The sequence below is a fragment of the Sphingomonas sp. BE138 genome, from assembly GCF_031456125.1.
Lineage (GTDB): Bacteria > Pseudomonadota > Alphaproteobacteria > Sphingomonadales > Sphingomonadaceae > Sphingomonas.
Genome location: NZ_JAVDUC010000004.1, coordinates 169,651 through 194,713, shown reverse-complemented (window position 1 = coordinate 194,713; position 25,063 = coordinate 169,651). Strand labels below are relative to the sequence as shown.

The following is a 25,063-nucleotide window of genomic DNA, read 5'->3' as shown; positions in this document are numbered from 1 at the left end:
GTGCTGTTGCGGCACCCTCATTCCTCGACATCCTCCGGGACCGGCACCGGCGGGTGCAAGCGCAGCCGGTTGATGCGCCGTTCGTCGGCGTCCGTGACCTCGATCCGCCACCCGCTGGGATGATCGATACACTCGCCCGCCTCCGGCACGTGCCCCGCGAGCACCGCGGTCAGCCCGCCGATCGTGTCGACGTCGCTCTCCGCCTCCGCCAGCCGCGCATCGACGGTGGTGCCGACGTCCTCCAGCTCGACCCGCGCATCCACGTCCCACGCCCCGCCGTCGAGCGGCACCAGCAGCACCTCGGGCGCCTCGTCATGCTCGTCCTCGATCTCGCCGACGATCTCCTCGATCAGATCCTCGATCGTCACCAGCCCCTCGGTGCCCGAATATTCGTCGAGCACGATCGCCAGATGGATGCGCGACTGCCGCATGTCGGCCAGCAGGTCGAGCGTCCCGCGGCTCATCGGCACGTACAGCGGCTGGCGGATCAGTGCCGCGATTTCAGTGGGATGCTCGCCACCGGCGGCCAGGATGCCGAACACGTCCTTCACGTGCACCATGCCGACGATATGGTCGAGGCTGCCGCGATAGACCGGCAGGCGGCTCACCCCCGCTTCGGCGAAGACATGGACGAGATGGTCGAAGGTCGTCGCCTCCTCGACCGCGATCATGTCGGCGCGCGGCACGCCGACGTCGCCCGCATCGCGCTCGCTGAAGTGCAACAGGTTGCGCACCATCTGCCGCTCCAGCGGCGTCAGGTCGCCCTTGATGTCGGGGGCGGGATCTTCCTCGTAGCGATCGATCGCTTTCTCCAGCAATTCGCGCAAGGTCGCCTCGCGCGGTTCGCCGAAGATCATGTTGCGCAGCCCCGTCCAGATGCCGCTCTCATGGTGCTCGCCGCCGTTCGCGGCGCTACTTCGGTCGTCGGCCATGGCCGTGGTGTTCAATCCTCGCGAATCAGATAGGGGTCGGCGATGCCCAGCTCGGCCAGGGCGTCGCGCTCGATCTGCTCCATCGCGTCGCCCTCGTCGTCGGTCATGTGGTCATAGCCTAGCAGATGCAGGCAGCCATGCACCACCAGATGCGAGAAATGATCCGCCGCCGTAATGTTCCGCTCCGCCGCCTCGCGTTCGCACACGCCATGCGCCAGCACGATATCGCCCAGCAGCACCTCGCCGTCGTCGCTGTTCTGCGTGACGGTATCGATCAGGTCGGCCTGAACCATCGGGAACGACAGCACATTGGTCGGCTTGTCCTTCTGGCGGTATTGGCGGTTGAGTGCCTGCACCTCGTCGTCGCCCGCCAGCCGCACGCTGATCTCGACATGCGCGGGCGTGGTCAGCAGGTCGCCGTACGGCGTCTTCGCGATCGCGGCGCGCGCGGCGGCCAGCGCGCGCGCGTCCCAGTCGGCGTCGGGCCACGGGTCTTCGCGGGTCAGTTCGATGTGGATCATGTCAGGCGAGGTCCGTCTGCGAGAAATCATCGCCCTTGTAGAGCAGGCGCGCGCCGTTGGCTTTGGCGCAGGCATAGGCGAAGCAATCGCCCATGTTGAGCTGCGCGGGGTGCCCGGTGCCCTTGCCGTACCGCTCGAAGGCGAGGAGCGCTGCCCGCGCCTCGTTCTCGCCGATCGGCACCAGCGCAAAGCCGTTGGTGCGCGCCACGCGATCCACGATCACCCGCGCCTCGCCAGCCGGTATATCGAGCCGCACTCGGGTGGCAGCTACGCTTTCCCATTGCGCCATCGGCGACCAGTAACGGACGGCTTCCTCGTCCATCCGGTCCGCGTGATGCTCCCAGTCGGGTTCGCGCACCGACAACGCCACGATCACCGAGGCGTCCACGAACCAGCTCACAATCCCCCCGACAGGTCATCATAGAACGCCTTGTCGGCGACGGGGCCACGCGACACCGGCAACGGATGCCGCTCCCAAAGCGCGAGCATTTTCTCACGGGTCGAGCGATGATCCACGTGGTCGAGTTCGTGCTGTAACGCTAGTTTGACCGCCGCCGTCTTGGTCAGTCCCCGCCGCTGCGCCAGTTCCTCCGCCAGCGCGTTGGCCTCGGGATCCTTGATGTACAGCGATGCCATCACTTGCGCTCCGTATATCCCATATTTCTGGCAGGGATATACCGCGACGTCAACCGGCCACCCCCTCATACGCCTCTACGATCCGCCCGACGATCGGATGGCGGACCACATCGGCGGCGGTGAAGCGGCACAGCGAGATGCCTTCCACCCCCTCCAGCCGCGTCGTCGCGTCGGCCAGCCCGCTCGCGCCGACGCCGCCGGGCAGGTCGGTCTGGTTGGGATCACCGCAGATCACCATCCGGCTGTTCTGGCCGAAGCGGGTGAGGAACATCTTCATCTGCGCGGGCGTGGTGTTCTGCGCCTCGTCCAGGATCACGAACGCGTCGCCCAGCGTGCGCCCGCGCATGAAGGCGATCGGCGCGATCTCGATCTCGCCGCTTGCGATCCGCCGCTCGACCTGTTCGGCGGGCAGACAGTCGTACAGCGCGTCGTAGAGCGGGCGAAGGTACGGATCGACCTTCTCCTTCATGTCGCCGGGCAGGAAGCCGAGCCGCTCGCCCGCCTCGACCGCCGGGCGCGACAGGATCAGCCGCTGGACGCTGCCCGCGATCAGCTGCGCCACCGCCTGCGCGACCGCGATATAGGTCTTGCCGGTGCCCGCCGGACCCAGCGCGAAGATCATGTCGTGCGTCGTCAGCTCGCGCATGTAATGCGCCTGTGCCGGCGTGCGCGGCACGATCGTCTTCTTGCGCGTGCGGATCATCACCGACGGCGCGGCGCTGCGCTCGGTGGAGATGATCCCGTCCAGCACCGGCTCCGCCGCCATCGCGATCGCGGCGTCGACCAGCCCGGTGTCGACCTCCTCGCCGCGCTGGATGCGCGCATACAGATCGTGGAGTACGTCGCGTGCCAGTGCCACCTGCTCGGCGGTCCCCTCCAGCCCGACGCGGTTGCCGCGCGCGGTGATATACACCCCCAGCCGGTTCTCCAGCGCCACCAGATGCTGGTCGTACTGGCCGAACAGTCGGCTCAGCAATTGCGGGCGATCGAAGACGACCTCGGCGCGCGAACGCTCGCCGGCATGGGCGGGGACGGGTTTACGGCTCATGCAGCTCCTGTGGAAACGGACGACATGCGGCGACGATCGCCACTCGGGCGAGATAGGTGCGGCGCGTGACGGCACAATGGCATCGCCGTGAAGTGTGGCAGCGGTTGCGCGCGGCGGAAAGGCGAAATCGTCCGTCGCGCCGCGGTCAGGCCGCGATCAGCGCCCGAACCTCGCCGGTCAGCGACAGCGGGCCCGCCTCGACCAGCGTCACGTCCAGCAGATCGCCGATCGCATGCGGCCCGACGACGTGGACCGATTGCAGCCATGGCGATTTGCCCAGCCACTGCCCCTCGCGCTTGCCCTTGCGCTCGATCAGCACGCGGCACCGCCGACCCACCGACGCGGCATTGAACGCCGCCTGATCGCGCAGCAGCGCCGCCTGCAACCGCTGGAGCCGCTCGTCCATCACCTCGGCGGCGACCTGCTCGCCCAGCGTCGCCGCGGGGGTGCCGGGGCGCGGCGAATATTTGAAGCTGAACGCCTGCGCATAGCCGACCGCCTCGACCAGGCTGAGCGTCTCGGCGAACTCCGCCTCGGTCTCGCCGGGGAAGCCGACGATGAAGTCGCCGGACAGCGCGATATCGGGGCGCGCGGCGCGGATCCGGTCGAGCAGCCGCAGATAGCCGTCGCGGGTATGCTGTCGGTTCATCGCGCGCAGCACGCGGTCGCTGCCGGCCTGCACCGGCAGATGGAGGAACGGCATCAGGCTCTCGACGTCGCGGTGCGCGTCGATCAGCCCCTGCGCCATGTCGTTGGGATGGCTGGTGGTATAGCGGATGCGCGACAGACCCGGCACGCGATCGAGCGCACGGATCAGGTCGTGCAGCCCGCGCCCGTCGTCGTCGCCCCACGCATTGACGTTCTGTCCCAGCAGCGTGATCTCGCGCGCGCCCGCATCGACCAGCGCCTTCGCCTCGTCGACGATCGCCGCGAACGGGCGGCTGATCTCCGCACCGCGCGTATAGGGCACGACGCAATAGGTGCAGAATTTGTCGCAGCCTTCCTGAACGGTCAGGAACGCGCCCGGCGCCACCTTGCGCCGCGTCGGCAGCGCACCGAACTTCGATGCCAGCGGCATGTCGGTGTCGAGCGCGGCCTCGCCCTTCGCGGCCGCCGCGACCAGCTTGGGCAGGTTGTGATAGGCTTGGGGGCCGACCACCACGTCCACCTTCGCGCGGCGCACGATTTCCTCGCCCTCGGCCTGCGCGACGCAGCCCGCGACCGCGATCATCGGCGCGCGGCCCTCGGCACCGGCGACCTTCCGGACGCGTCCGATGTCCGAATAGACCTTCTCGGTCGCTTTCTCGCGGATATGGCAGGTGTTGAGGACGACCAGATCGGCGGCATTGGCGTCGTCGGTCGCCACCATCCCCTCGGCCGCCATCAACTCGGCCATGCGCTCGCCGTCATAGACGTTCATCTGGCAGCCGAACGACTTGACGTGGAAGGTCTTCGGCGGGGTCTTCGGGTCGGCGGGCATGCGCGCGCCCTTAGCGGAAACCGCGCGATGTGGCCAGCGAGGCCGCGCCGCTCACCGCTGCGTCTTGAGATAGGCGATCAGGTCGGCGCGCGCGATCGGGTCGCGCACCCCCGCGAACGCCATGCTGGTCCCCGGCACCGCCCGGCGCGGATCGGCGAGCCACGCGTCCAGCCGCCGCTCGTCCCAGACCCCGCGCTGTGCCCGGAGCGCATCGGTATAGCCGAAGCGCGCGCTGTTCTGCGCGATGGTGTTCCCGAACACGCCGTGAAGGTTCGGCCCGTTGCGATCCGCGCCACCCTCCGCGATCGAATGGCACGCCGCGCACTGCCCGAATCGCCGTGCGCCCGCCTGCGCATCGGCGACCTGCATCACTTGCGCGAACGTCGGATTCGCCCCCAACCGCGCGCGCCGTTCCGCGCTGTCGTCGCGTGAGCAGGCGCCCAGCGCGGCGACGGCGAAGAGCAGCAGGCGGGCAGCGCCGACGCTCACGCCGCCTCCGCGATCCGCGCCCGCGCCGCGGCCGCGATCGCCTTGCGGTCGCCCTCCGGTACGAACGGCGTCAGGAAGTGCAGCGTCACGGCGAACGTGCCGCGCCGGTTGAGCACCCGCCTGGCATGGCGCGCGCCGTCTTCCGCGCCGACCCAGGCGACATCGGGCGTGGCGGCGCCATAGTCGATCCGCACCGGCTGCACGCGCACGTCTGGCGGCGGCGGGGCGAGTGCCGCGAGCAGCCCGGCCTTGAACGGCAGCAGCGTCACCCCGTCGCCGGTCGTGCCTTCGGGAAAGATCGCCACCGGCTGCGCGCCGCCCAGCTGCGCACGCAACGCCGCGACCTGCGCGTCGACCCCCATCCGGTCGCCGCGCTTCACGAACAGCGTGCGGTTCAAGGTGCACAGCCACCCGACCACCGGGGCGTCGCGCAGTTCGGCCTTGGCGACGAACGCCGCGCCCGTGGCGCCCGCCAGCGCGGGAATGTCGATCCAGGTAACGTGGTTGGCCAGCAGCACCGCATCGCGCGTCAGCGGCGTGCCGACCACCCGTACCCGGGCGCCGACGATCCGCGCCACCCAGCCCAGAAAACGTCGCGGCCATGGCGAGCGCGCCCGCACCAGCCGCCACGTGCCATGCAGCGCCAGCGCGACGATCAGCGCCCCCGCGAGCGCGGCGAGCCGGGTCCAGCCGCGTGCGGTCAGCCGCACCGTGCCCGCATCAGTCCTTGCGGAGCGCGACGCCGTACAATTCCATGCGGTGGTCGACCAACCGGAAGCCCAGCCGCTCTGCAATCGCCTTTTGCAGCAGCTCCAGCTCGGGATCGACGAATTCGATCACCTTGCCGGTCTCGACGTCGATCAGATGATCGTGATGCGCCTCGGGCGAGGGTTCGTAGCGCGCGCGCCCGTCGCCGAAATCATGGCGATCGAGGATGCCCGCCTCCTCGAACAGCCGCACCGTGCGATAGACGGTCGCGATCGAGATGCCGGGATCGATCGCGGAGGCGCGCGCATAGACCTTCTCCACATCGGGATGATCCTCCGCCTCCGACAGGACGCGCGCGATGACGCGACGCTGTTCGGTGATGCGCAGGCCCTTTTCGTGACACAGCGCTTCGAGATCGATCTTGCGAGCCATGCCGTCCATGTAGTGCGATGCGCTTGTTGCGAAAAGCGCTACCGACTCGCAACAGGCCGAATTATCGCGCGTCGCTCAGGGTGCGGGCATAGGTATGCGCGTCGAACGCCTGCCCGTCGCGCCCGCGATAGTAATGCCGCCGCACCCCGGCCTGGCGAAAGCCGTTGGCGACATACAGTCCGACCGCCGGATTGTTGGCGCGCACCTCCAGATGCAGTCGCGCGACGCCGCGCCCCTCGCATTCCGCGATCACCCCGCGCAGCAACGCCCCGCCCACGCCGCGCCCACGTGCCGCCGGTTCGACCGCGATCAGCAGCAGCTCGGCCTCGTCCATGATCGCACGTACCAGCGCGAAGCCGACGATCGCTCCCTCGACACGCGCCAGCGTCAGCCAGACGCCCGGCATCGACAGGATGCCGATGCACTGGCTGCGCGTCCAGGCCTCGCCGTAGCGGGGGTCGAAGGCGGCGATCATGATGCGATCGACCGCTTCGGCATCGGCGGCGCCGCCGGGCGCCAGCTCGACCAGCCGCACCCGCGTCGTCATGCCGCGGGCAGCTTCGCATCGGGGGCGCGCCCGTAGAACGGCGCCGGCGGCAGCGCGCGTGCGGCGGGCGGCAGCAGCAGCGCATGGCGCGCATCGGGCAGCGTCGCATCGGTCGCCACGTCCGGGTCGAGTGCGGTCAGCCACCGCGTGCCGCTGCCGATCGCACGCCGCCCCGCCAGCGCCGCCAGCGCCGCCGCCGGGGTCAGCGAGCGCGGCGCATCGAGCGCGACGAAGGGAGCGGCAAAGCCCTGCATGAAGACCTCACCGTGCCCGCCTTCCATCACGACCGCAAGCGGCGTCGGATCGTCGGCCAGCGCCGCGACCGCGACCAGCGACGGCGCGCCATAGCCGGCGACGCTCGCGCCCCATCCGAACGCCAGCGCACGTGCCGCCGCGATCCCGACGCGGATGCCGGTGAAGCTGCCCGGCCCGACATCCACCAGCACATGACCGGCGCGCCCGCCGTCCGGCAGGCCGGCGATCATCGGCACCAGCCGCTCGGCATGACCGCGCCCGACCACGTCGTGCGCGTTCGCGATCAACGTGTCGCCCTCGAACAGCGCGACCGAACAGGCGGCGGTCGCGGTGTCGATCACCAGTGTGCGGATCACACCCAAGACGGAATCAGGCGATGCGGTTGAACGTCTCGAACGCCGGGCGCGGGCTGCGCGGGTGGAGCGTCGCCGTGTCACCGTAACCGAGCGTGGCGATGAAGTTGGTGCGCACCGCGGGCGTATCGGCGAAGAACGCCTTGTCGACCGCCCCGGCATCGAACCCCGACATCGGCCCGACCCCCAGTCCCAGCGCCCGCGCGGCGAGGATCAGATACCCGCCTTGCAGGGACGAATTGCGGAACGCCGAGGCCTCGCGCAACTCGCGGTTGCCGTCGAACCAGCTCTTGGCATCGGCATGCGGGAACAGCTCGGGCAGATGCTCGTGAAACTCCGTGTCCATGCCCAGCACGACGCTGACCGGCGCCTCCAGCACCTTGGTCTTGTTGGTGTCCGAACAGGCCGCCGCCAGCGTCGCCTTCGCCGCGTCCGACACGCACCACACCAGCCGCGCAGGCAGCTGGTTGGCCGACGTCGGCCCCATCTTCATCAGGTCCCAGATCGCGCGCAGCGTTTCCTCGCCGACCGGCTCGTCGCGGTAATGATTGAAGGTGCGCGCGGTGCGGAACAGCTGGTCGAGCGCGGCATCGTCGAGCGGGGCGGCCATCGGGTACTCCGTGATATCGGGAAGGGAGGGACGAGCGCGCGCGTCAGACCGCGCGCACCTCGGTCACTTCGGGGACGTAATAGCGCAGCAGCTGCTCGATGCCGTTCTTCAACGTCGCGCTCGACGACGGACAGCCGGCGCACGCACCCTGCATCCGCAGGAACACCTTGCCCTTGTCGAACCCGCGATAGACGATGTCGCCGCCGTCATTGGCAACGGCCGGGCGGACGCGCGTCTCGATCAGGTCCTTGATCTGTGCGACGATGTCGGCGTCGGCGGGATCCTCGGCGAACGTCGCTTCCTCTTCGGCGGGCACGCTGAACCCCGCGCCGCCGGTGCGGAACAGCGGCATCTGCGCGGTGAAATGGTCCATCAGGATCGCCAGCACGTCGGGCTTCAGGTCGCGCCACTCCGCCCCGGGCGCAGCGGTGACCGAGACGAAATCGCGTCCGAAGAACACGCCGGTCACGTCGCCCAGCGCGAACAGCGCATCGGCCAGCGGGCTCGCCTCCGCTTCCTCGGGGGTCGCGAAGTCGCGCGTGCCGGCGTCCATGACGACGCGGCCGGGCAGGAACTTGAGCGTCGCCGGGTTCGGCGTGGCTTCGGTCTCGATCAGCATGGCCGCGATGTGGCGCGTGCGGCGCGCGGGATCAAGCGCGCAAGCCGAAAGCGATCGTTTCGCACCGTATAGCTGGGCGGCCTGCTGCCGCGCGAGCCCTTAGCCGTCCAGCTTCGCCACCGCCGCGTTCCACTTCGCGACGTTGGCGCGCGCTTCCTGCACGAACGCGGATCGCTTCACCGCCCCCAGGAACAGGTCCGCAAACCACTTCCCCGGCCGTCGCAACGGTCGCTCGAACTGGATCAGCAGCACCACCCGCGTGCCGCCGGTGTCGTTCCACACCTCATGGTCGTAGGTATCGTCGAAGACCAGCGTCTCGCCCTCCGACCAGCGCACCACCCGGTCGTGGACGCGCATCCTGACGTCGCCGTCGTTCGGCACGATCAGCGCGAGGTGGCAGGTGATCAGCCCCTTGGTCACCCCGCGATGCGGCGGGATATGCGTGCCGGGCGCCAGGATCGAGAAGAAGGCGGAGGTCAGCCCCGGGATCCGCGCGATCGCCGCGCTGGTCCGTGGGCAGCGCGCGAGATTGTCGTCGATCGGATAGCCGTAGCCCCACAGGAAGAACGACCGCCACTTGTCCGGCGTGGCGATCGAACGATGATCCGGGGAGATCGCGGCAAGGCTCGGCGCCGCGTCGGCGGCCAGCGCGACCGCGCGCGCCTCGTCGCGGATCGCGGCCCAGTCCCGGCGCAGCGTTGCGGTCCAGGCGAACTCGCGCACGTCGAGCACCGGCGCGTTCGACACCAGCGACGATCCCTCGATCAACCGGTCGAACGTTCCGCGCAGCCGCTTGCCGACCCGCACCGACCACGGCCGGACCGTCGCCGCGCGGGACGGGGCGCCGCCGCCAGGTGCACGGGTCATGGCTGCGTCCGACTTCAACATTCGGTGGGCCATCAATCTCTTCGTCATTTCGCCACGGTGATGCAGCCGGTGCCGTAGTGGCGTTTCGCGGCCAGAACGTGGCGCGACGCGGGCCAAGAAAGGCGCGCGGGCGTTGCCGCGGCGCGTGCCGCTCCCTACACTCGCTCTCATGCATCCTTATTCGCGCGTGCTCGCGAAGCCGCTCGTCGCCCTTCTCCTCGTCTCGGTCGCGCTGCCGCTCCCCGCGCAGCAGCGCGCGCGGCGCGCGACCCCCAACGGCCCCGTCGCCACGCGCGGCATCCCGACGCAGGCCGCCGCGCCGATCACGGTGGACACGCGCCCGTGGCTGTTCGCGGACTCGGACATCCCGCCCGACACCAACTGGCATTTCGGTAAGCTGCCCAGCGGGTTGCGCTATGCCGTCCGCCGTAATGCGGTGCCGCCGGGGCAGGTGGCGGTGCGCGTCCGCATCGACGCGGGCTCGCTCTACGAAACCGATGCCGAGCAGGGCTTCGCGCACCTAATCGAGCACCTGTCGTTCCGCGGCTCGAAATATGTGCCCGACGGCGAGGCGAAGCGCGTGTGGCAACGTTTCGGTGCGACCTTCGGCAGCGATTCGAACGCGTCGACCACGCCGACGCAGACCGTGTACAAGCTCGACCTGCCCGGCGCGACCGACGTGAAGCTCGACGAAAGCCTCAAGATCTTCTCCGGCATGATGGCCGCACCCGCGATCACCGACGCCGGGCTCGCTGCCGAGCGGCCGGCGGTGCTCGCCGAGCAGCGCGAGGCGCCAGGGCCGCAGGTCCGCTACGGCGACGCGCTGCGCGAAACGTTTTTCGCCGGGCAACCGCTCGCCAACCGCTCGCCGATCGGCACGATCAAGACGCTCGAAGCGGCGGTGCCCGGCACCGTTCAGGCGTTCCACGACAAATGGTACCGCCCGTCGCGCGCGGTCGTCATCATTTCCGGCGACATCGATCCCGACGTCGCCGCGCGGCTGGTCGTCAAGAATTTCGGCGGCTGGCAGGGCAAGGGCGCCGACCCGGCCGACCCCGATTTCGGCACGCCCAAGGCGGGAGAGCCGATCGCGAAGACGATCGCCGAGCCTGCGCTGCCCCCGGTGGTCGCCACCGCGGTGCTGCGCCCGTGGAAGTACCAGAGCGATACGATCGTCTTCAATCAGAAGCGGATGGTCGACCAGCTCGCGCTGCGCGTCATCAACCGCCGGCTGGAGACGCGCGCGCGCGCCGGGGGCAGCTTCCTCCAGGCCTCGGTCAACCTCGACGACGTCTCGCGCTCGGCGAACGGCACCTTCACCAACGTGATCCCGATCGGCAACGACTGGGAGGCCGCGCTCAAGGACGTGCGCGCGGTAATCGCCGACGCGATGGTCACGCCCCCGACGCAGGGCGAGATCGACCGCGAGCTGGCCGAATTCGACGCCGCGATGAAGAACGACGTCGACACCGCACGCGTGGAGGCCGGTGCCAAGCAGGCCGACGACATGGTCAGCGCGCTCGACATTCGCGAGACGGTGGCCGGGCCGCAGACCAGTTACGACATCCTGCGTCAGGCGCGCGAGAAGGGGATGTTCACCCCCGCGGCGATGATCGAATCGACCAACCGCCTGTTCAAGGGCGACGCGAACCGCGCAATGGTCAACACCCGCACCGCCGATCCGACCGCGGCGGCGCGGCTGGCGGCGGCGATGAAGGCGGACGTGTCGAAGCTGGCGGGCAAGCGCACGCAGCAGGCCGCGGTCGATTTCTCGCGCGTGCCGAAGCTCGGCCAGCCGGGCAAGGTCGTCGCGCAGGCGCGGGTCGGCGACCCGCCGATGGAGCAGGTGACGTTCGCGAACGGCGTGCGCGCGCTGATCTATCCGAATGGATCGGAGACGGGGCGCGTCTATATCCGCGTCCGCTTCGGCCGCGGCTATCAGGCGCTTCCCGCCGATCGTTCGACCCCGGCGTGGGCCGGCGACAACGCGCTGATCGCCAGCGGGATCGGCAAGCTGAACCAGAGCGACCTCGACCAGCTGACCACCGGCCGGCGCATGGGGCTCGACTTCGACATCGGCGACGATGCGTTCCTGTTCGGTGCGCAGACCACGCCGGGCGACTATGCCGACAACCTCACGCTGATGGCCGCCAAGCTGGCCGCGCCGCGCTGGGATGCCGCGCCGGTGGCGCGCGCGCGCGCGGCGATGCTGGCGGGCTATGCCGGGCTGTCGTCGTCGCCCGACGGCGTGCTCGCACGCGATCTCGAAGGGTTGCTGCGCGACGGCGACCCGCGCTGGGGGTTGCCCACGCTCCAGCAGATCGAGAAGCTCGACGCGTCGTCGTTCAAGAAATTGTGGCAGCCTTTGCTCGCCACCGGTCCGATCGAGGTCGACGTCTTCGGCGACGTGAAGACCGACGAGGCGATCGCGGCGGTGGCCAAGAGCTTCGGCGCGCTGAAGCCCCGCCGCCCCGACGATCCCCGCTCCCCCACGGTACGCTTCCCGGCGCACGTCGCGCAGCCGGTGATCCGCACCCACGACGGCGACGACAACCAGGCCGCGGCGGTCATCGCCTGGCCGACCGGCGGCGGCTCCGCCGACCATGCCGAGCAGCGCCGCCTCGACGTGCTCGCGGCGGTCTTCGCCGACCGCCTGTTCGACCGGCTGCGCTCGGCGGCGGGCGCCAGCTATTCGCCCAGCGCGCAGAGCCAGTGGCCGGTCGGCCAGCCCGGCGGCGGCCGCCTGATCGCGATCGGCAAGGTCGCGCCCGACAAGGTGCCGCTGTTCTTCCAGCTGTCGCGCCAGATCGCGTCGGAACTGGTCACGACCCCGATCACCGACGACGAGCTGCGCCGCACCATCGTTCCGATGCTGCAGTATATGGCGCGCGCGTCGTCGGGGAACCAGTTCTGGCTGCTCCAGACCAGCGGCGGCACGTTCGACCCGAAGCGGATCGAGGCGAGTCAAACGCTGGTCAGCGACTTCACGACGATCACCCCGGCGCTGTTGCAGGCGACCGCGGCGAAATACCTGAAGCCGGAGAAGGACTGGACGATGGCGGTGGTGCCGAAGGGGGCGGGGGCGAAGTAGGCCGGCGCAGCGTGCAAGGATAGAGCAATAGGCCCCTGCCTCCGCAGGGGCGACGGCTTGATGATCGAATGTAACCACCTAATCTCGTCGCCCCTGCGCAAGCAGGGGCCTATTGCTCTCTCCACAGGAGGTGCCGCGGGTGGCCTGGGTCTACATCATGACCAACACCGCGAGTGGCACGCTCTACATCGGTGTCACTGCGCATCTGGCGGCGCGCATTCAGCAGCACCGCGACGGCAGGGGCTCCGACTTCTGCAAGGAGCACGGGCTCGCGCGGCTGGTCTATGTCGAAAGGCACGACACGATGCTGGACGCGATCATTCGCGAGAAGGCGCTGAAGAAGTGGAAACGCGCGCGGACGCTGAACCTGATCGGTAGCGTCAACCCCGATTGGCGTGACCTGCGGGACGACATCAAAATGTGATTTATGGTCGCCCCTGCGTAGGCAGGGGCCTATGTCTGTTGCCCTAACACGCTGCCCGCGCGATCGAGCGATGACTCACGGCACGGCGAGAGGATGGAGCGATAAGCCCCTGCCTCCGCAGGGGCGACGACGTGCCTACCCCCCCACCCCGTACAGGGCATCCAGCCGCGCCCCGTATACCTGCCGCAACACATGCCGCCGGATCTTCAAACTCGGCGTCAGCTGCTCGTTCTCGATCGAAAACGCCTCGTCCGCCACGATCCACCGCCGCACGCGTTCGGTGACCGACAGCATCGCGTTCGTCCGATCGACCGCCGCCTGCAACGCGCTCCGATACGCCGGGTCCTCCGCCAGCACCGCGCCCGCCTTGCCGTGCGCCGCGGCCCAATCCGCGGTCCATTCGGCGTCGGGCACCAGCACCGCCACCATGTGCGGGCGCCGGTCGCCCGCGATCATCGCCTGTCCGATCTCGGGCTGGAGCGTCAGCAGTCCCTCGACCTTTTGCGGCGCGACATTCTCGCCCTTGTCGTTGATGATCAGGTCCTTCTTGCGGTCGGTGATCCGGATCCGTCCGCCCGCGTCGATCTCGCCGATGTCGCCGGTGTGCAGCCAGCCGTCCTTCAGGACGCGCGCGGTCTCCGCCTCGTTGCGCCAGTAACCGTGCATCACCAGCTCGCCCTTCACCAGGATCTCGCCGTCCTCCGCGATCCGCACCTCGGTCTCGGCGAGCGGCGGGCCGACCGAATCCATCGTCACCCCGGCGCTCGGCCGGTTGCACGAGATCACCGGCGCCGCCTCCGTCTGGCCATAGCCCTGCAGGAACGTCACCCCCAGCGACTGGAAGAACACGCCCACTTCCGGAGTGAGCGGCGCCCCGCCGGAGATCATCGCCTTCATCCGCCCGCCGAACTTGCGCGCGATCTTCGGCTTGAACAACGTATCGACCAGCAGCGCCTTCGGCCGGTCGGCCAGCCGCAACGTTCCCGCGTCCCGCTTCGCCCCGATGTCCAGCGCGGCCGCCAGCAGCTTGGCGGGCAGGCCGCCCTGCCGCTCGATCGCCTTGCTGATCCGCGTGCGCAGCACCTCGAACAGCCGCGGCACCACGAACATGATCGTCGGGCGCACCTCCTCGATATTCGCGGCCAGCTTGTCGATGCCCTCGGCGTAATAGATCTGCCCGCCCATCCCGATCGGGAAATGCTGCCCGCCGGTATGCTCATACGCGTGGCTCAGCGGCAGGAACGACAGGAATACCTCGTCACCCCAGCCGAAATCCTCCGCGACCACCGCGGAACAGCCGCCCACGTTGTGCAGGATCGCGCCGTGGTGCTGCATCACCCCGCGCGGCGCGCCGCCGGTGCCGCTGGTATAGATGATGCACGCCAGATCGGCCCGCGCGAAATCGGCCTGCGCCGCCACCGTCGCGACTTCGGCGGGGTGACGGTCGATCAGCGTGCGCCAGTCGTGGACGTCGATCGCGGTCTGCCCCAGCCGCATCGCGTCGATCCCGATCAGCATTTGCGGCCGGATCGAGCGCAGGATGGCGGGCATCAGCACCTTGGCGAGCTTCGCGGCCGAGACGATCACCGCCTTCGCCCCCGAATTCTCGATGATATGCGCGTGGTCGCGCTCGGTGTTGGTCGTATAGGTCGGCACGGTGACGCAGCCCGCGGCCATGATCGCCAGGTCGGACAGGCACCATTCCGGGCGGTTCTCGCTGACCAGCATCACACGGTCGCCGCGCTCCAGCCCGATCGCGCGGAATGCGGTGGCCAGCCGGGCCACCGTCTCGGCCGCCTCGCGCCAACTGATCGACATCCAGGCGCCGTCCTGCTTGTGCCACAGGAACGGTGCGTCGCCCTTCTCCGCCGCGCGGGTGAAGAACATCGTGACCAGATTTGGAAAATGTTCGAGCCGGCGGGTAATGACAGCGTTCCTCTCTCCACGGGCGGGCGTATCGCCCTTTCCCCTGCGTCATGGTGCCCGCGTCATGCCAAGGAATTCGTCGCCGCGCCAGCATGGACGCTGTCCCGTGCCGACGCTATCGCGGGTGGCGATGACCGGCACCAGGCACCGCACCACGCGCATCCGCTCCTTCCTGTCCGCCGCCGTGCTGCTGCTCGGCGCCTGCGCCGCGCCGCACGCCGCGGTCGCGCCGGCCACGTCGGCGGTGGCGGCGCAGAGGCCGCAGATCTTCGTCGTCTCGGCCAACCCGCTCGCGACCGACGCGGGCATGGCGGTGCTTCGCCGCGGCGGCTCGGCGATCGACGCCGCGGTCGCGGTGCAGGCGATGCTGTCGCTGGTCGAGCCGCAGAGCTCCGGCGTCGGCGGCGGCGCGTTCCTGACCTATTATGACGCGGCGGCGCGACAGGTGCGCGTCTACGACGGGCGCGAGACCGCCCCCGCCGGCGCCACGCCCGACATGTTTCTCGACGACGGCGGCCGCCCGCTGCCCTTTGCGCAGGCCGTGCTCAGCGGGCGCGCGACCGGCGTGCCCGGCGCGGTCGCGATGCTGGCGATGGTGCAGCGCGAACATGGCCGGCTGCCGTGGCGCACGCTGTTCGGCGATGCGCAGCGCACCGCGCGCGAGGGATTCATCGTCTCGCCCCGGCTCGCACGCTTCCTGGGCGGCGATTATGCCGAGCTGAGCGCCCCCGACGTCCGCGCCTATTTCGCGCGCCCGGGCGGCGGGCTCCTTCAGGCCGGCGACCGGCTCCGCAACCCGGCTTATGCCGCCTTCCTGTCGCGCCTCGCCAACGAAGGGGCCGACGCGCTCTACATCGGCCCGACCGCGCGGCGGATCGTCGCGCGGACGACGCAGGGGCCGCTCGCCGGCACGATGACGCTCGCCGATCTCGCCGGCTACCGCCCGGTGGTGCGTGAGCCGGTGTGCGCGCCGTACCGCGTGCTGATCGTCTGCGCGCCGCCACCGCCCGCCAGCGGCGTCGGGCTGCTCGAGCTGCTCGGGCTGCTCGAGCGGACCGACATCGCCACCCGCAGCGCCGACGATCCGCAGGCATGGTTTCTCTTCGCCGAGGCGAGCCGGCTGATGTACGCCGACCGCGACCGCTACGTCGGCGACCCGGCGTTCGTGGACGTGCCGGTCGCCGGGCTGCTCGACCCGGCGTATCTGGCGCAGCGCGCGACGGCGATCGGCACGCGCGCCGGCCCCGCGCCGGTTCCCGGCACCCCGCCGGGCGCGCCCGTGGCCGGTGCCGACCGTACGCTGGAGCCGACCGGCACCTCGCACTTCATCGTCGGCGATGCGCGCGGGAACGTCGTGTCGATCACCACCACCGTCGAATCGATCTTCGGATCGGGGCGAATGGTCGACGGCTTCTTCCTCAACAACCAGATGACCGATTTCGCGTTCAGCCCGCGCGACGCCGCCGGCCGTCCCGCCGCCAATGCGGTGGCGGCCGGCAAGCGCCCGCGATCGTCGATGACGCCGCTGGTGATGCTCGATTCGGGCCGCGGGTTCGTCGGCGCGCTCGGCTCGGCGGGGGGCAACGCGATCCTCGCCTATGTCGGCAAGGCGATGGTCGGCGCGGTCGACTGGAAGCTGCCGATGCAGCAGGCGCTGGCGCTCCCCAATCTGATCGCGCGGGGCGACAGCTTCCAGGGCGAGGCGTCACGCTTCCCGCCCGCGGTGCGCGATGGCCTCGCGGCGCGCGGCATCGTCGTGCGCGCCGGTCAGGGTGAGGATTCGGGCCTTCACGGCATCATCCTGCGCGACGGTCGCCTCGACGGCGGCTACGACCCGCGTCGCGAAGGCAAGGTCGCAATCGAACCCGCCCCGGTGGAGCGGTAGGCGGCGCTACGCCCCCACCGCCTCCGCCACGTTGGCGAAGCCGTCGCGCGCCAGGCACGCCGCCAATTCTCCGACCAGCCGCCGCGGCAGCCCCGCCCCTTCGTAAACCAGCGCCGAATAGAGCTGCACCAGGCAAGCACCCGCCCTGATCCGCGCATAGGCTTCCGCGCCGCTGTCGATCCCGCCCGCCGCCACCAGCGGCACCTGTCCGCCGGTCGCCGCGCGCACTTCCCCCAGCTTCGCCGCCGCCAGCGATCGGAGCGGCGCGCCCGACAGACCGCCCGTCTCCGCGGCGTGTGCGCTGCGCAACGCCGGTCGGGAGATCGTCGTGTTGCCGATCACCAGCGCGTCGACCCCGCGGTCGATCACCGCCCGGGCCACGCCGTCGATCCCGGCGCGATCGAGATCGGGCGCGATCTTCAGAAACAACGGCGTGGCCCCGCGCACCGCCACGCACGCCGCCAGCAGCTCGTCGAGCGCCGCGCCCGCCTGCAAATCGCGCAACCCCGGCGTGTTGGGCGAGCTGACGTTGATCGTCACGTAATCCGCCACCGGTGCCGCCCGGGTGACCCCCGCGACGTAATCGGCGACGCGGTCGGCGGCGTCCTTGTTCGCGCCGACGTTGATCCCCAGCACGCCGCCGCGGCGATCGGCGGCGGCGGCACGCGCCACTCCTGCTGCCAGCCCGCCGTTGTTGAACCCCATGCGGTTGATGACCGCGCGGTCCTCGCTCAGCCGGAACAGCCGCGGCTGCGGATTGCCCGGCTGCGCACGCGGGGTCAGCGTGCCCACCTCGACCGAGCCGAAACCCAGCGCCATCAGCCCGGACACCGCCCGTGCATCCTTGTCGAGCCCCGCGGCCAGCCCCACCGGATTGGGGAAGCTCACCCCCGCCACCCGCGTTCCCAGCCGCGGCATCGCCCCCGCCAGCGGCGCGCCCGCCTTGCCCCAGCCGCCCAGCGCGCGGATCGCCCAGATATGCGCGGTTTCGGGATCGAGCGTTCGTGCGACGCGGGAAAGCAGGTCGGCCATGCGGATGCGTTTCGCCCCACGGCGACGCGAGATCAAGCGCCGGGAAATTGTAAGTTTTGCTGGCGCTCGCGTCGCATCTATCCAATCTTGGGAGCCGAATCAGCGTCATAAGGCTCTTGCGACCCGAAGGGCTTCCGCAGGGAAGTCTCTTTCCTGAAGGGGCTCGGCAGCGATGCCGGGCCCTTTTTTTGTGCCCGTCGGAACGGTTGATTTTCAGCGCCAAAGCGACCATCTGCCCAATCGGAACGATCTGATCCGATTTGAGAGTGGTTCGCAACTGATGCGCCCGTCATGAGACTGTCCAGCCTGACCGATTACGCCGTGGTGCTGCTCAGCGCCGCTACCCGCCGCAGTGGAGATGTGGGCGGTGGGCTGGCGCGGCAGAATGCGACCGTGCTGGCGGAGGAAACCGGCGTGCCGCTGCCGACCGCGCAGAAGCTGGTCAGCAAGCTGGCGGCGGCGGGGCTGATCGACAGTGCGCGCGGCACCGGCGGCGGTATCCGGCTGTCGCGCCCGCCCGTCTCGATCACGCTGGCCGACATCGTCGAGGCGGTCGAGGGGCCGATCGCGATGACCTCGTGCGTCGATGCGGCGAACCACGATTGCGCGATCGAGGGCAATTGCCGGGTGAAGCCGCACTGGGGCGCGGTCAATCGCGCCGTCCGCGGTGCGCTTGCGGGGATCACATTGGCGCAACTCGCCGCCGACGCGCCGCTGGCGCAGCAGCAGATGAAGGTTGAGGCATAATCATGGCCACCAAGAACGCCGAGGCGCATGCCGCCGTCGCCAAGAAGTACGAATGGGGCTTCGCGACCGAGGTCGAGCAGGATTTCGCGCCCAAGGGGCTGAGCGAGGATACCGTCCGCTACATCTCGGCGAAGAAGGGCGAGCCGGAGTGGATGCTCGACTGGCGGCTGAAGGCGTTCCGCCTCTGGCAGACGCTGGAGGCGCCCGACTGGGCGAAGCTCAACGTCCCCCCGATCGATTATCAGGACGCGTATTACTACGCGGAGCCGAAGCAGAAGAAGACGATCGCCTCGCTCGACGAGCTCGATCCCGAAATCCGCCGCACCTATGAGAAGCTTGGCATCCCGATCGCCGAGCAGGAAGTGCTGGCGGGGGTCGAGGGCGCGCGCAAGGTCGCGGTCGACGCGGTGTTCGACAGCGTCTCGGTCGCCACCACCTTCCGCGCCGAGCTGAAGGCGGCGGGCGTCATCTTCCTGTCGATCAGCGAGGCGATCCGCGAATATCCCGACCTCGTCCGCAAGTGGCTGGGCAAGGTCGTGCCGCAGCGCGACAATTACTTCGCGACGCTCAACAGCGCGGTCTTCTCCGACGGCACGTTCGTCTACGTGCCGAAGGGCGTGCGCTGCCCGATGGAATTGTCGACCTATTTCCGCATCAATGCCGAGAACACCGGCCAGTTCGAGCGGACCTTGATCGTCGCCGACGAGGGCGCCTACGTCTCCTATCTCGAAGGCTGCACCGCGCCGATGCGCGACGAGAACCAGCTCCACGCCGCGGTCGTCGAACTGGTGGCGCTCGACGATGCCGAGATCAAATATTCCACCGTCCAGAACTGGTATCCCGGCGACGAGAACGGCGTCGGCGGCATCTACAATTTCGTCACCAAGCGCGCGCTCTGTCAGGGCAAAAACAGCAAGGTCAGCTGGACGCAGGTCGAGACCGGCAGCGCGATCACCTGGAAATATCCGTCGTGCGTGCTGGCGGGCGACGGGTCGGTCGGCGAATTCTATTCGGTGGCGGTCACCAACAACCGTCAGCAGGCCGATACCGGCACGAAGATGATCCACCTGGGCAAGAATACCAAGTCGACGATCGTGTCGAAGGGGATCAGCGCCGGTCGCTCCGACAACACCTATCGCGGCCTCGTCCGCGTTGCACCGACCGCCGAGAACGTCCGCAACTTCACGCAATGCGACTCGCTGCTGCTGTCGGACCAGTGCGGCGCCCACACCGTGCCGTATATCGAGGTCAAGAACCCCAGCGCGCAGATCGAGCATGAGGCGACGACCAGCAAGATCAGCGAGGACCAGCTCTTCTACGCCATGTCGCGCGGGCTGGATGCGGAGGCGGCGGTCGCGCTGATCGTCAACGGCTTCGCGCGCGAGGTCTTGCAGCAACTCCCGATGGAGTTCGCGGTCGAGGCGCAGAAGTTGCTGGGGATCAGCCTCGAAGGTTCGGTGGGGTAATCCCTTCCGTCACCCCGGCGAAGGCCGGGGTCCAGTTACACCGGTCGGGACGGGATCCCGGCCTACGCCGGGATGACGATGTTAAAGATTGAAAACCTCCACGCCGAAATCGACGGCAAGGAAATCCTCAAGGGCCTTTCGCTCGAAGTAAATGCGGGCGAGATCCACGCGATCATGGGACCGAACGGCGCGGGCAAGTCGACGCTCGGCTATGTCCTCGGCGGTCGCCCCGGGTACGAGGTGACCGGGGGGGCGATCACCTTCAACGGCGAGGATCTGCTGGAGAAGGAGCCGCACGAGCGCGCCGCCGCCGGCGTCTTCCTCGGCTTCCAATATCCGGTCGAGATCCCCGGCGTCTCGAACGTCCAGTTCCTTCGCGAGAGCCTCAACGCCCAGCGCACCAGCCGCGGGGAGAAGCCGCTGTCGGGGGCGGAGTTCCTGAAGCTCGCCCGCGCGCAGGCCGATGTGCTCGGGCTCCAGCAGGACATGCTCAAGCGCCCCGTCAACGTCGGCTTTTCGGGCGGCGAGAAGAAGCGCAACGAGATGGTGCAGATGGGCATCATCGACCCGGCGTTCGCGATCCTCGACGAAACCGACTCCGGGCTCGACATCGACGCGCTGCGCATCGTCGGCGACGGCATCAACCGCATCATGCGCCAGCCGACCAAGGCGGTGCTGCTCATCACCCATTATCAGCGCCTGCTCGACTATGTGCAGCCCGACCGCGTGCACGTCCTCGCCGACGGCCGTATCACCCGCACCGGCGGCCCGGAGCTGGCACACGAGCTGGAGCGTCAGGGCTATGCCGAGGTCGCGGCGTGACGCTCGACCTTCCCTCCAACCGCGAGGAAGCGTGGCGCTGGGCGGATCTCGGCGGGATTGCCGCCGCCGCCGCGCTGGCGCCGATCGCCCGCCCGCAGGCGCAGTTTCTCGACCTGCCCGGCGCCAAGCTGCTGTTCGTCGACGGCGTGCTCGATGAGAATGCCAGCGACCTGCACCGCGTCCGTGTTGGCGACCTGACGCCCGGCACCCACGCGCTCGGCAAGCGCGCCACCGCCGGCTGGTCGCTGCACCTCGACGATCAGGCGGTCGCGCATCCGGTGCAGGTCGTCCATGTCGCCACCGCCGCCGACAACCACGTCGCTGCCGAGATCGTGCTCGGCTCCGATACCTCCGCACAGGTGGTCGAAACGTTCGTCGGTGCCGGTTGGTCGAACCGCAACACCCGCATCCGGCTTGGCAAGGCCGCGCGGCTGATGCGCGCGGTGCGCATGACGCAGGCCGCGGGGTTCGTCACGATCCGTGACGAGGCCGAATTGGGCGAGGGCGCCAGCCTCGTCGGTACGATGCTCGCCGCGGGCGATCAGGGCGTGCGGATCGATGCCGCGATCACGCTGGCGGGCGAGGGCGGCTACGCCGAATATGGCGGCGCGCTGCTGACCCGCGACCGGCTCCGGCAGGAATGTGCGGTCCGCGTCCGCCATGCCGAGCCGACCGGTCAGTCGCACCAATTGTGGCGCGCGGTCGCCGCCGATCACTCGCAGGCGAGCCTCGCCGCCGCGGTCGAGGTCGCGCGCCACGCGCAGAAGACCGACGGCGAACAGAGCTTGCGGGGACTGCTCCTCCACCGCACCGCGACCGTGAACCTCAAGCCCGAGCTGGAGATCTTCGCCGACGACGTGAAGTGCGCGCACGGCGCGACGGTCGGCGAACTCGATGCCCGCGCGCTGTTCTACATGGAAAGCCGCGGCATCCCCGCAGCCCGCGCCAAGGCGCTGCTGACGAAGGCGTTCGTCGCCGACGCGCTGGACCGTATCGCGGACGAGACCGTCCGCGACGCCTTCGCCGCCGATGCCGATGCGTGGCTGGAGAGCGCGTTGTGATACCCCGCCAGCGTCTCAACATTCGCAACATTCGGGCGCGATCATGAGCGTGACCGTCACCGACCGCCCGCTCGATCTGGTCGCGGATTTTCCCGCGATCCCGGAGGGTTGGGCGTATCTCGACACCGCCGCGACCGCGCAGAAGCCGCAGGTCGTGATCGATGCGATCGCGCGCGGCTATGACACTTCCTACGCCACGGTCCATCGCGGCGTGTATCAGCGCTCCGCCGACATGACGCTCGCTTATGAGGCGGCGCGCGCCAACGTCGCCGGCCTGATCGGCGCCAAGGCCGACGAAATCGTGTTCGTGCGCGGCGCGACCGAGGCGATCAACCTCGTTGCCCACTCCTATGCGGCGATGAACCTCAAGCCCGGCGGCCGTATCCTGCTGTCGATGCTCGAGCATCACAGCAACATCGTGCCGTGGCAGATGGTCGCCGAGCGCGTCGGCGCGGCGATCGACGTGATCCCGCTGACCGAGGATCACCGCATCGACCTGGACGCGATGGCGGCGATGATCCGTCCCGAACACAAGCTGGTCGCGCTGGCGCACGTCTCGAACGTGCTCGGCTCGATCCTCGACGTGCAAAAGGCGAGCGCGATCGCGCATGCGGTTGGCGCGAAGATCCTGATCGACGGCTGTCAGGCGGTCCCCCGCCTCGCGGTCGACGTCGCGGCGCTCGGCTGCGATTTCTACGTATTTTCGGGGCACAAGCTCTACGGCCCCACCGGCATCGGCGTGCTCTGGGCGCGTGCCGAGCTGCTCGACGCCATGCCGCCGTATCAGGGCGGTGGCTCGATGATCGACCGCGTGTCGTTCGAGCGCACCACCTATGCTCCCGCTCCGACACGGTTCGAGGCGGGGACGCCGCATATCGTCGGCGCACTCGGCCTGTCGGCGGCGGTGGACTACGTCCGTGCGATCGGGCTCGACCGGATCCACGCCCACGAAACCGCGCTGGTACGCGAGGCGCGCGCCGCGCTGGCGCACGTCAATTCGATCCGCGTGCTCGGGCCGGACGACAGCGCCGGGATCGTCTCCTTCGTCATGGAGGGGGTGCATCCGCACGACATCGGCACCATCTTGGACGAGAGCCGGGTCGCGATTCGCGCCGGGCATCATTGCGCGCAGCCGCTGATGGCCGCGCTGGGCGTGGAGGCGACCGCGCGCGCCAGCTTCGCGGTCTATAACGGCCCCGAAGACGTGGCGGCGCTGGCGGTCGGGATCGAGCGAGTGAAGAGGATTTTCGGATGAGCGATGGGGTCAGGAGCGAAACCGTCGAGGCGGTCGACAAGCCGCCGCGCGCGCAGGTCTCCGACGCGGTGGATAGCGGCCCGGATCAGCCGGGCGGCGAGCGTCAGCGCGACTATCTGTCCGGCTTCCTCGCACAGAAGCCGTCCGGCGATGCCCCGCACGAACCAGGCGGTGCGCTGTACGAGGCGGTGATCGACGCGCTCAAGGACATCTTCGACCCCGAAATCCCGGTGAATATCTACGATCTCGGGCTGATCTACGGCGTCGAGGTGACCGAGGACGGTCACGCCGCGGTGACGATGACGCTGACGACCCCGCATTGCCCGGTCGCCGAGTCGATGCCCGGCGAAGTCGAGATGCGCGTCGCGGCGGTGCCCGGCATCGCCTTCGCCGACGTCAATCTCGTCTGGGATCCGCCATGGGATCCGCAGAAGATGTCGGACGACGCGCGGCTCGAACTGGGGATGCTGTGATGGCTACCACGCTGCGCCAGCGCCCCGCGCCGCTGCTGCTCACCCCGACCGCCGAGGCACGCATCGCGGAGTTGATGGCGAAGGCGCCGGAGGGCGCGATCGGCGTCAAGCTGTCGACTCCCCGCCGCGGGTGCTCAGGGCTCGCCTATTCGGTCGATTACGTCACGGAGGCCAAGCCGATGGACGAGCGGATCGACACGCCGGGCGGCGTCCTGTTCGTCGACGGCGGGTCGATCCTGTATCTGATCGGGTCGACGATGAACTGGGTCGAGGACGATTTCACCGCCGGCTTCGTCTTCAACAATCCCAATGCCAAGGGCGCCTGCGGCTGCGGCGAGAGCTTCACGGTCTGACGCGCGATATTCCGGCGCAGGCAGGGACGACCGCATCATGACCGACGCAGGATAATTCATCGTCCGGGAGCCTACGCCGTGTTGTTGCGTTCGCCCCCGTAATGAAGATCGACCTGTCCTCGGCCGACCTCTGGCGCTCCTTCCGTCGTGACTGGTGGGCGCAGGTCAAGGCCGCCTACGTCGCCTCCAACGACGATAATCTCGGGCTGATCGCCGCGGGGGCGGCGTTCTACATCATCTCCTCGATCGCGCCGATCCTGGCGGTGACCGTCTTCACCTACGGGCTTTTCGCCGATCCGATGACGGTGCAGCAGGACATTCGCGCGCTGTTCGTCTCGCTGCCCGGCGACGTCGCGACGCTGATCGGGCAGCAACTCGACATCGTCACCTCCGGATCGCAGGGGCGCAAGGGGCTGGGCCTGATCGTCGCGCTGCTGATCGCGCTGTACGGCGGCAGCAAGGCGGCGACCGCGATGATGACCGCGCTCAACGTCGCCTACGAAGTCAAGGAAAAGCGCAGCTTCGTCATCTGGACGCTCACCTCGTTTGCGATCGTGCTCGGGGGCATCATGCTGATCTTCATCGGCATCGCTGCCAGCGCGGTGGTCGCCTTCGTCGGCACGCTGATCCCGTGGTTCCCGGGCGTGGTCCTCGCGTTGATTCGCATCGCCACCTATGCGCTGCTCGCCACGATCGTCATCACCGGCGCCTCGCTGCTGTTCCGCTTCGGCCCGTACCGCCACGGCGCACGGTTGCGCTGGGCGACGCCCGGGACGGTCACCGCGACGATCGTGTGGCTGCTCGCCACCACCGGCTTCAGCATCTACGTCGCCAATTTCGGCAATTACGGCGCGACCTACGGCTCGCTGGGGGCGATCATCGTCGCGCTGACGTGGCTGTGGCTCAGCGTCTACGCCTTCCTGCTCGGCGCCGCGCTGGACGTGCAGGCCTATCGCGGGCGATCCGCGGAAAGCGTTGCCGGTCACGCGACCACCGCTTAGGCGTAGCGCGAACGAACAGGGGGCAGTGGC

27 protein-coding genes are annotated in these 25,063 nt (G+C 69.2%); 11 read left to right on the top strand and 16 right to left on the bottom strand.

Annotated features, from left to right (window positions below; translation table 11 throughout):
• Positions 1 to 17: 17 nt before the first annotated feature.
• The 14 genes from J2Y58_RS07765 to J2Y58_RS07700 all read right to left on the bottom strand — a co-directional run bounded on the left by J2Y58_RS07765 (position 18) and on the right by J2Y58_RS07700 (position 9,497).
• Entirely contained in the window at positions 18 to 932 is a 915-nt protein-coding gene (locus tag J2Y58_RS07765; RefSeq protein WP_310101046.1) for a hemolysin family protein, read from the bottom strand.
• 11 nt (positions 933 to 943) lie between these two features.
• Positions 944 to 1,453, bottom strand: coding sequence for an rRNA maturation RNase YbeY (ybeY, locus tag J2Y58_RS07760; protein WP_310101042.1), 510 nt, complete (start codon positions 1,451 to 1,453; stop codon positions 944 to 946).
• A gap of 1 nt (position 1,454) precedes the next feature.
• Positions 1,455 to 1,853 carry a type II toxin-antitoxin system VapC family toxin gene (locus J2Y58_RS07755; RefSeq protein WP_310101040.1) on the bottom strand — a complete coding sequence of 133 codons (399 nt, stop codon included), beginning with the start codon at positions 1,851 to 1,853 and terminating at the stop codon, positions 1,455 to 1,457.
• A complete protein-coding gene (locus tag J2Y58_RS07750) occupies positions 1,850 to 2,089 on the bottom strand; it encodes a type II toxin-antitoxin system VapB family antitoxin (RefSeq protein WP_310101038.1) in 240 nt (79 codons plus the stop codon). Before J2Y58_RS07750 ends, J2Y58_RS07755 begins: the two co-directional genes overlap by 4 nt.
• Before the next feature lie 49 nt (positions 2,090 to 2,138).
• Positions 2,139 to 3,137, bottom strand: a complete 999-nt coding sequence (locus J2Y58_RS07745; RefSeq protein WP_310101036.1) for a PhoH family protein — start codon at positions 3,135 to 3,137, stop codon at positions 2,139 to 2,141.
• A gap of 145 nt (positions 3,138 to 3,282) precedes the next feature.
• Positions 3,283 to 4,617 (bottom strand): tRNA (N6-isopentenyl adenosine(37)-C2)-methylthiotransferase MiaB, encoded by a 1,335-nt coding sequence (gene miaB / locus J2Y58_RS07740; protein WP_310101035.1) that lies wholly within the window; start codon positions 4,615 to 4,617, stop codon positions 3,283 to 3,285.
• A 51-nt stretch (positions 4,618 to 4,668) separates the two neighbouring features.
• Complete coding sequence (locus J2Y58_RS07735) at positions 4,669 to 5,106, bottom strand: c-type cytochrome (RefSeq protein ID WP_310101032.1); 438 nt, start codon at positions 5,104 to 5,106, stop codon at positions 4,669 to 4,671.
• Complete coding sequence (locus J2Y58_RS07730; RefSeq protein WP_310101030.1) at positions 5,103 to 5,816, bottom strand: lysophospholipid acyltransferase family protein; 714 nt, start codon at positions 5,814 to 5,816, stop codon at positions 5,103 to 5,105. Before J2Y58_RS07730 ends, J2Y58_RS07735 begins: the two co-directional genes overlap by 4 nt.
• A gap of 10 nt (positions 5,817 to 5,826) precedes the next feature.
• On the bottom strand, positions 5,827 to 6,246 hold the full coding sequence (locus J2Y58_RS07725; RefSeq protein WP_028967193.1) for a Fur family transcriptional regulator: 420 nt from the start codon (positions 6,244 to 6,246) through the stop codon (positions 5,827 to 5,829).
• 61 nt (positions 6,247 to 6,307) lie between these two features.
• Entirely contained in the window at positions 6,308 to 6,793 is a 486-nt protein-coding gene (gene rimI, locus J2Y58_RS07720; protein WP_310101024.1) for a ribosomal protein S18-alanine N-acetyltransferase, read from the bottom strand.
• Positions 6,790 to 7,401 (bottom strand): tRNA (adenosine(37)-N6)-threonylcarbamoyltransferase complex dimerization subunit type 1 TsaB, encoded by a 612-nt coding sequence (tsaB, locus tag J2Y58_RS07715; RefSeq protein ID WP_310101310.1) that lies wholly within the window; start codon positions 7,399 to 7,401, stop codon positions 6,790 to 6,792. Before tsaB ends, rimI begins: the two co-directional genes overlap by 4 nt.
• A 16-nt stretch (positions 7,402 to 7,417) precedes the next feature.
• The gene (locus J2Y58_RS07710) at positions 7,418 to 8,011 is read right to left on the bottom strand and encodes a malonic semialdehyde reductase (protein WP_310101021.1); all 594 of its coding nucleotides are present in this window, start codon (positions 8,009 to 8,011) and stop codon (positions 7,418 to 7,420) included.
• Between the two features lie 43 nt (positions 8,012 to 8,054).
• The gene (locus tag J2Y58_RS07705) at positions 8,055 to 8,630 is read right to left on the bottom strand and encodes a NifU family protein (RefSeq protein ID WP_310101019.1); all 576 of its coding nucleotides are present in this window, start codon (positions 8,628 to 8,630) and stop codon (positions 8,055 to 8,057) included.
• A 99-nt stretch (positions 8,631 to 8,729) separates the two neighbouring features.
• Complete coding sequence (locus J2Y58_RS07700) at positions 8,730 to 9,497, bottom strand: aspartyl/asparaginyl beta-hydroxylase domain-containing protein (protein ID WP_310101016.1); 768 nt, start codon at positions 9,495 to 9,497, stop codon at positions 8,730 to 8,732.
• A gap of 169 nt (positions 9,498 to 9,666) precedes the next feature.
• Between J2Y58_RS07700 and J2Y58_RS07695 the strand changes: the two genes are divergently transcribed.
• The gene (locus J2Y58_RS07695) at positions 9,667 to 12,588 is read left to right on the top strand and encodes an insulinase family protein (RefSeq protein ID WP_310101013.1); all 2,922 of its coding nucleotides are present in this window, start codon (positions 9,667 to 9,669) and stop codon (positions 12,586 to 12,588) included.
• A 130-nt stretch (positions 12,589 to 12,718) separates the two neighbouring features.
• Entirely contained in the window at positions 12,719 to 13,012 is a 294-nt protein-coding gene (locus tag J2Y58_RS07690; RefSeq protein ID WP_405053078.1) for a GIY-YIG nuclease family protein, read from the top strand.
• A 135-nt stretch (positions 13,013 to 13,147) separates the two neighbouring features.
• Here J2Y58_RS07690 and J2Y58_RS07685 read toward each other — a convergent pair whose 3' ends face one another.
• Positions 13,148 to 14,899 carry an AMP-dependent synthetase/ligase gene (locus J2Y58_RS07685; protein WP_310101012.1) on the bottom strand — a complete coding sequence of 584 codons (1,752 nt, stop codon included), beginning with the start codon at positions 14,897 to 14,899 and terminating at the stop codon, positions 13,148 to 13,150.
• 145 nt (positions 14,900 to 15,044) lie between these two features.
• Between J2Y58_RS07685 and J2Y58_RS07680 the strand changes: the two genes are divergently transcribed.
• Entirely contained in the window at positions 15,045 to 16,823 is a 1,779-nt protein-coding gene (locus J2Y58_RS07680; RefSeq protein WP_310101010.1) for a gamma-glutamyltransferase family protein, read from the top strand.
• 6 nt (positions 16,824 to 16,829) lie between these two features.
• Here J2Y58_RS07680 and J2Y58_RS07675 read toward each other — a convergent pair whose 3' ends face one another.
• Complete coding sequence (locus J2Y58_RS07675) at positions 16,830 to 17,855, bottom strand: quinone-dependent dihydroorotate dehydrogenase (RefSeq protein WP_310101007.1); 1,026 nt, start codon at positions 17,853 to 17,855, stop codon at positions 16,830 to 16,832.
• 291 nt (positions 17,856 to 18,146) lie between these two features.
• Between J2Y58_RS07675 and J2Y58_RS07670 the strand changes: the two genes are divergently transcribed.
• The 8 genes from J2Y58_RS07670 to J2Y58_RS07635 all read left to right on the top strand — a co-directional run bounded on the left by J2Y58_RS07670 (position 18,147) and on the right by J2Y58_RS07635 (position 25,033).
• Positions 18,147 to 18,602: an Rrf2 family transcriptional regulator gene (locus J2Y58_RS07670; RefSeq protein ID WP_310101004.1), complete on the top strand. Its 456-nt coding sequence runs from the start codon at positions 18,147 to 18,149 to the stop codon at positions 18,600 to 18,602.
• Positions 18,603 to 18,604: 2 nt separating this feature from the next.
• Positions 18,605 to 20,068, top strand: coding sequence for a Fe-S cluster assembly protein SufB (sufB, locus tag J2Y58_RS07665; RefSeq protein WP_310101002.1), 1,464 nt, complete (start codon positions 18,605 to 18,607; stop codon positions 20,066 to 20,068).
• A 78-nt stretch (positions 20,069 to 20,146) separates the two neighbouring features.
• Complete coding sequence (sufC, locus tag J2Y58_RS07660; RefSeq protein ID WP_310100999.1) at positions 20,147 to 20,890, top strand: Fe-S cluster assembly ATPase SufC; 744 nt, start codon at positions 20,147 to 20,149, stop codon at positions 20,888 to 20,890.
• A complete protein-coding gene (locus J2Y58_RS07655; protein ID WP_310100997.1) occupies positions 20,887 to 21,951 on the top strand; it encodes a SufD family Fe-S cluster assembly protein in 1,065 nt (354 codons plus the stop codon). The genes sufC and J2Y58_RS07655 overlap by 4 nt, the downstream gene beginning before the upstream one ends.
• 43 nt (positions 21,952 to 21,994) lie before the next feature.
• The gene (locus tag J2Y58_RS07650) at positions 21,995 to 23,206 is read left to right on the top strand and encodes a cysteine desulfurase (protein WP_310100994.1); all 1,212 of its coding nucleotides are present in this window, start codon (positions 21,995 to 21,997) and stop codon (positions 23,204 to 23,206) included.
• Complete coding sequence (locus J2Y58_RS07645; protein ID WP_310100991.1) at positions 23,203 to 23,679, top strand: SUF system Fe-S cluster assembly protein; 477 nt, start codon at positions 23,203 to 23,205, stop codon at positions 23,677 to 23,679. The genes J2Y58_RS07650 and J2Y58_RS07645 overlap by 4 nt, the downstream gene beginning before the upstream one ends.
• Complete coding sequence (locus J2Y58_RS07640; RefSeq protein WP_310100987.1) at positions 23,679 to 24,032, top strand: iron-sulfur cluster assembly accessory protein; 354 nt, start codon at positions 23,679 to 23,681, stop codon at positions 24,030 to 24,032. Before J2Y58_RS07645 ends, J2Y58_RS07640 begins: the two co-directional genes overlap by 1 nt.
• Before the next feature lie 101 nt (positions 24,033 to 24,133).
• Positions 24,134 to 25,033: a YihY/virulence factor BrkB family protein gene (locus J2Y58_RS07635; RefSeq protein ID WP_310100984.1), complete on the top strand. Its 900-nt coding sequence runs from the start codon at positions 24,134 to 24,136 to the stop codon at positions 25,031 to 25,033.
• The last annotated feature ends 30 nt before the right edge of the window (positions 25,034 to 25,063 follow it).

Coding starts and splice junctions, on each gene's coding strand:
- sufC (WP_310100999.1), top strand. CDS start 20,147: ATGTTAAAGATTGAAAACCTCCACGCCGAAATCGACGGCAAGGAAATC.
- ybeY (WP_310101042.1), bottom strand. CDS start 1,453: ATGATCCACATCGAACTGACCCGCGAAGACCCGTGGCCCGACGCCGAC.
- sufB (WP_310101002.1), top strand. CDS start 18,605: ATGGCCACCAAGAACGCCGAGGCGCATGCCGCCGTCGCCAAGAAGTAC.
- J2Y58_RS07710 (WP_310101021.1), bottom strand. CDS start 8,011: ATGGCCGCCCCGCTCGACGATGCCGCGCTCGACCAGCTGTTCCGCACC.
- J2Y58_RS07635 (WP_310100984.1), top strand. CDS start 24,134: ATGAAGATCGACCTGTCCTCGGCCGACCTCTGGCGCTCCTTCCGTCGT.
- miaB (WP_310101035.1), bottom strand. CDS start 4,617: ATGCCCGCCGACCCGAAGACCCCGCCGAAGACCTTCCACGTCAAGTCG.
- J2Y58_RS07670 (WP_310101004.1), top strand. CDS start 18,147: ATGAGACTGTCCAGCCTGACCGATTACGCCGTGGTGCTGCTCAGCGCC.
- J2Y58_RS07705 (WP_310101019.1), bottom strand. CDS start 8,630: ATGCTGATCGAGACCGAAGCCACGCCGAACCCGGCGACGCTCAAGTTC.
- J2Y58_RS07645 (WP_310100991.1), top strand. CDS start 23,203: ATGAGCGATGGGGTCAGGAGCGAAACCGTCGAGGCGGTCGACAAGCCG.
- J2Y58_RS07745 (WP_310101036.1), bottom strand. CDS start 3,137: ATGAGCCGTAAACCCGTCCCCGCCCATGCCGGCGAGCGTTCGCGCGCC.
- J2Y58_RS07765 (WP_310101046.1), bottom strand. CDS start 932: ATGGCCGACGACCGAAGTAGCGCCGCGAACGGCGGCGAGCACCATGAG.
- J2Y58_RS07650 (WP_310100994.1), top strand. CDS start 21,995: ATGAGCGTGACCGTCACCGACCGCCCGCTCGATCTGGTCGCGGATTTT.
- J2Y58_RS07685 (WP_310101012.1), bottom strand. CDS start 14,899: ATGTTCTTCACCCGCGCGGCGGAGAAGGGCGACGCACCGTTCCTGTGG.
- J2Y58_RS07700 (WP_310101016.1), bottom strand. CDS start 9,497: ATGACCCGTGCACCTGGCGGCGGCGCCCCGTCCCGCGCGGCGACGGTC.
- J2Y58_RS07675 (WP_310101007.1), bottom strand. CDS start 17,855: ATGGCCGACCTGCTTTCCCGCGTCGCACGAACGCTCGATCCCGAAACC.
- J2Y58_RS07725 (WP_028967193.1), bottom strand. CDS start 6,246: ATGGCTCGCAAGATCGATCTCGAAGCGCTGTGTCACGAAAAGGGCCTG.
- rimI (WP_310101024.1), bottom strand. CDS start 6,793: ATGACGACGCGGGTGCGGCTGGTCGAGCTGGCGCCCGGCGGCGCCGCC.
- J2Y58_RS07695 (WP_310101013.1), top strand. CDS start 9,667: ATGCATCCTTATTCGCGCGTGCTCGCGAAGCCGCTCGTCGCCCTTCTC.
- J2Y58_RS07640 (WP_310100987.1), top strand. CDS start 23,679: ATGGCTACCACGCTGCGCCAGCGCCCCGCGCCGCTGCTGCTCACCCCG.
- J2Y58_RS07750 (WP_310101038.1), bottom strand. CDS start 2,089: ATGGCATCGCTGTACATCAAGGATCCCGAGGCCAACGCGCTGGCGGAG.